This window comes from Streptomyces sp. 13-12-16, from assembly GCF_002114215.1.
Classification (GTDB): Bacteria; Actinomycetota; Actinomycetes; order Streptomycetales; family Streptomycetaceae; genus Streptomyces.
Map to the genome: position 1 here is coordinate 1 of NZ_NCTE01000897.1, position 4,720 is coordinate 4,720.

The 4,720-nt window shown below is 74.0% G+C and carries 3 protein-coding genes; 1 reads left to right on the top strand and 2 read right to left on the bottom strand.

The window, feature by feature from the left end:
- Positions 1–129: 129 nt before the first annotated feature.
- Together B7767_RS31480 and B7767_RS31485 are read right to left on the bottom strand one after the other, a co-directional pair.
- Positions 130–735 carry a hypothetical protein gene (locus tag B7767_RS31480; RefSeq protein ID WP_085575103.1) on the bottom strand — a complete coding sequence of 202 codons (606 nt, stop codon included), beginning with the start codon at positions 733–735 and terminating at the stop codon, positions 130–132.
- 213 nt (positions 736–948) lie between these two features.
- Positions 949–3,114, bottom strand: coding sequence for a RecQ family ATP-dependent DNA helicase (locus B7767_RS31485; RefSeq protein WP_085575104.1), 2,166 nt, complete (start codon positions 3,112–3,114; stop codon positions 949–951).
- 140 nt (positions 3,115–3,254) lie between these two features.
- Between B7767_RS31485 and B7767_RS31490 the strand changes: the two genes are divergently transcribed.
- A partial coding sequence (locus B7767_RS31490) for a DUF4192 domain-containing protein (protein ID WP_085575105.1) occupies positions 3,255–4,720 on the top strand: 1,466 nt, incomplete at its 3' end.

Consider the following 4,720-nt stretch of genomic DNA (forward strand, 5'->3'; position numbering starts at 1 on the left):
GGACCGGAGGGGCCGACGCTCTCGCGTTTTCGCCGCCTCGGTACCGGGCCGGGTCCGGTGTCGCGCGGACGCGCCGCGCCGTGGTGCGGCCCGCACCGCCACGTGAGGCCCCCGGGTGTCCGGGTGACGTCAGCGTGCCGCCGCGCGGCGCAGGACCTCCGACGCGGCACCACCGGTGCGCGGTATCCGGGGCGGTGCCGCGGACGTGGCGAACGGTTCCGGCGCCGAGCCGGCGCTGGGATGACGGCCGCCACGTCCCTCGCCGAGGACCTGCCACCCGTCACGGGTCAGCGTGATGTACGCACCGCAGCGCAGCCCGTGCAGGGTGCAGGCGTCCCGCAGTCCCCACATCCACGCGCCGTCCTCCTCCGTCCAGCGCGCGTCGCCGTCACGGCAGTAGAGCAGCACGGCGGTGCGCACCGGGGTGCGGCGGCGCAGGTCGTGCGGGATCACCCGGCGCAACTGGGACAACAGCACATTGCGGAGCAACCAGCCGTCCGCGGAGGCGGTACGCCGGGTGAACGACGCGCTCGCCCGCACCCGTTCGTCCGGATCGAGCACGGCGACGACCGCGGTCGCCGGACCGGGATGGTGCCGTGCGTGCAGTCCGCTGACGACCTCCCGCGGACTGCCCAGCAGCGGGATTCCCGCGGCGGCCCACTCCGCGGGTTCGAGCACACGAGTGGCGGACGTCGACAGCGATGCCGCCGAGGACGGAGCGAATCCGAAGGTCACGGTCCTCCCTTCGGCTACGCCCGGACTGCGGGCGGGGTCGGATTCGGGGGAGCGCGCGCGCAACAGAGCCCTACCTGATCGGCGGGCGAGCCGTGCGGGTGCGTCCTTCAATTCTTCCTGTCGAACTTGGATGCGGCAACGAGCAATTGATGCAGCGGCCCGGTATCGGATGTTCCACGGCTAATATCCCCACCCGCTGGGTGGTCCGAACCATCAGCCCTGTACGGCCAGCACCAGCGGCAGCACACCCTGTGCACCGGCCCGCCGGAGCAGGCGTGCCGCGACCGCGAGGGTCCAGCCCGTCTCCGTGTAGTCGTCCACGAGGAGAACCGGGCCCGGCGCCTCGGCCAGCGCGGCGGCGAGACCGGCGGGCACGGTCAGCGCCCCGTCGAGGGCCTTGAGACGTTGGGCGCTGTTGCTCCGGGAGGCGGAGTGCGCCTCGCCCGTGTAATCCACCGATCCCAGCAGCGGCAACCGCCCGATCTCCGCGATGCGCGCCCCGAGCGAGTGGATCAGCCGGGGCCGGCTGCGGGAGGCGAGGGTGACCACCCCCACCGGCCGCGGCTGGGGGTCCGCCGCTCCCGGAGCCCAACCACCGGGCCCCTTGGCCCAGTCGGCCAGCACACCCACCACGGCCCGGGCGACATCGTCCGGCACCGGCCCGTCCGGCGCCTGCGGTGCGAACATCGGACGCAGCCGGTTGCCCCAGCCGATGTCCGACAGACGCCCCAACGCCATGCCCCGAGCGGCCTGTTCCCCCGCCGGAATACGCCCCTTGAGGTCCATACCGATCGCCGGGAGCCCGGTGGGCCACATCCGCCGGGGCTCCACCTCGACGCCCGCCCGGCCGAGATCCACGCGGGCCGCCTCGAGGGCGGTCGAGGAGGCCTCGGGGGTGTACCGCGCGCCCGCGCAGTTGTCGCAGCGCCCGCAGGGCTTGGCGCCCTCGTCGTCCAACTGACGCTGCAGGAATTCCATCCGGCAGTCCGTGCCCGCCGCGTACTCGCGCATCGCCTGCTGTTCGGCCTTGCGCTGGCGCGCCACCCACGCGTACCGCTCGGCGTCGTACGTCCACGGCTGCCCGGTCGCGATCCAGCCGCCCTTGACCCGCTTCACCGCCCCGTCCACGTCGAGCACCTTCAGCATGGTCTCCAGCCGGGAGCGGCGCAGCTCCACCAGTGGCTCGAGGGCCGGCAGCGACACGGGCCGGTCGGAGCGCGCGAGGACGTCGAGCGTACGGCGCACCAGGTCCTCCGAGGGGAAGGCGAGCGACGCGAAGTACTCCCAGATCGCCTCGTCCTCCTTCCCCGGCAGCAGCAGCACCTCGGCGTGCCGGACACCGCGCCCGGCGCGGCCGACCTGCTGGTAGTAGGAGATGGGGGAGGAGGGTGAGCCGAGATGCACCACGAAGCCCAGATCGGGCTTGTCGAAGCCCATGCCGAGCGCGGAGGTGGCGACCAGGGCCTTCACCTTGTTGGCGAGCAGATCCTCCTCGGCCTGCTGCCGGTCGGCGTTCTCCGTCCGGCCGGTGTACGAGGCGACGGTGTGCCCGCGCTGCCGCAGGAAGGCGGTGACCTCCTCGGCGGCGGCCACGGTGAGCGTGTAGACGATCCCCGAGCCCGGGAGCTCGTCCAGGTGGTCGGCGAGCCAGGCCATCCGGTGCGCGGCGTCCGGCAGGCGCAGCACGCTCAGACTCAGACTCTCCCGGTCCAGCGGGCCCCGCAGCACCAGCGCGTCCGACGAACCTCCCGTACCCAGCTGTTCCGCGACATCGGCGGTGACACGGGCGTTGGCGGTGGCGGTGGTGGCGAGGACGGGCACGCCGTCCGGGAGGTCGGCGAGCATGGTGCGCAGCCGGCGGTAGTCCGGGCGGAAGTCGTGCCCCCAGTCCGAGATGCAGTGCGCCTCGTCGACCACCAGGAGCCCGGTCGCGGCGGAGAGCCGGGGCAGCACCTGGTCGCGGAAGTCGGGGTTGTTCAGCCGCTCCGGACTCACCAGCAGCACATCGACGTCGCCCGCGGCGATCTCCGCCTGGACGGAGTCCCATTCCTCGCTGTTGGAGGAGTTGATGGTCCGGGCGCGGATTCCGGCTCTGGCCGCGGCCTCCACCTGGTTGCGCATGAGCGCCAGCAGCGGGGAGACGATCACGGTGGGGCCGCTGCCCCGTGCCCGCAGCAGCGAGGTGGCCACGAAGTAGACCGCGGACTTGCCCCAGCCCGTGCGCTGCACGACCAGGGCCCGGCGCTTGTCGGCGACCAGCGCCTCGATCGCCCGCCACTGGTCCTCGCGCAGCCGGGCCCCGCCCGAGGCGTCCCCGACGAGGCGGGCGAGAACCGCGTCGGCGGCCGTGCGGAGATCCGCGTTGCTCGTGTGCTCCATGGGTCCATACAACAGGACGCCACTGACATGCGGGCGGGAGCGCGGGAGCTGCCCCGCGGCCCCGGGGCCGGTGACATGTTCCTGGCCGAAGTTATCCACAGGGCAAACCGGAAGGTCGCAATCCGCGAGATCGTCTTCGCATGACGAACCAAGGCGAAACCACGGGATCCCCCGAAAACGGTGACATCTCCGGGCGCGACCCCGGTCCCCGGACACCCGGCGGCGACGAGGACCGCGCACCGCGCCCGCAGGACATCACCTGCACCGCGTACGACAGCCACGGCGACGGACAGCAGGTCACCCTGCGCTCCCCGGCCGAACTCGCCGACGCCCTGCCCTACCTGCTCGGCTACCGCCCCGAGGACAGCATCGTGCTGGTCGCCCTGCACGACAAGGACGGACGGGGCCGGTTCGGCGGACGGGCCCGGCTCGGTGTCCCCCTCAACCCCGACGACTGGCCCGCCGCCGCCCGGCAGCTGGCCCACGGCCTGGTGACGGGCAGCGAACGCCGGGGCGCCCGGCCCGAGCAGATGGTCGTCTTCCTCTGCCAAGAACCGGGCCGGGGCGAATCCGGCCGGCAGGTCAAGGAGCGGCTGGGTCCGCTCGCCCACACCCTGCGCCTGGAGTGCGGCGCCCTGGACATCCCGGTGGTCGAGGCCCTGTGCGTCTCGGACGGCCGCTTCTGGTCGTACTGCTGCGACGACGAGGGCTGCTGCCCGTCCGAGGGGACGCCGATGGGCCTGCCCGGCACTTCGGTGCTGGCCGCCGCCGCCACCTACGCCGGGCTCCAGGTCCGCGGCACCCTGCGCGAACTGCGCGCCAGGCTCCAGCCGTGGGAGCACTCCGCCGCCCGGGAGCAGGAGGCCGCCCTGGACGCCGTCGGACTGGCGCTGATCCCCAGGATCCTCGACGTGGAGGGCCGGCACGAGGTCGCCGGGGAGACACTGGGGCTGGCCGAGCGGATCCTGGGCCGTCTCGTCGACGCCCCGCCCGTGCCCGGCATGCTCCCGGCGGACCTGCGGGACGACGAGCTGCTCGGGCACGACGAGGCCGCGGCGCTGATCCTCGGCCTGCAGGACCGCACGACCCGCGACCGCGCGGCCGAGTGGATGGAGGGCGACGAGGCGGGCCCGGCCCTTCGCCTGTGGCGCGCCCTGGCCCGCCGCTGCGTCGGAGCGTACGGCGAACACGCCGCGGCGCCCCTCACCCTCGCCGGGTGGGTCGCCTGGTCCACAGGTGACGAACTGGAGGCCCGGGAAGCACTCGCCATGGCCCTGGGCGCCGACCCCGACTACCTCTTCGCCCGGCTTCTGCACCAGGCGTGCAACGAGGGACTCGACCCGGAGTCGATCCGCCGCTGCCTGCGGTCGGAGCGCGGGGACCGTGGGCGGGCGACGCCGGACGGGCCGGCGGCCGTGGCCACGGAGCCACCGGTTGCCGAACCCGCGGTTCCGGGCCCCGGAGCGGCTCCCCTGCCCCACCGGCGCCGCACCCGTGCGCCCGGCACCGCTCTCCCCGGCCGGGTCCGCACGGAGGGTGGCCGACCGGGACGGCGGCTTCCGCGTTCGCGTACGTCGGAGGCGAGTACCCATCCCGCGGCGGGGGG

Bases quoted from the DNA above. Each gene is read 5' to 3' on its own strand.
- B7767_RS31485 (WP_085575104.1), bottom strand. From the start codon at position 3,114: ATGGAGCACACGAGCAACGCGGATCTCCGCACGGCCGCCGACGCGGTT.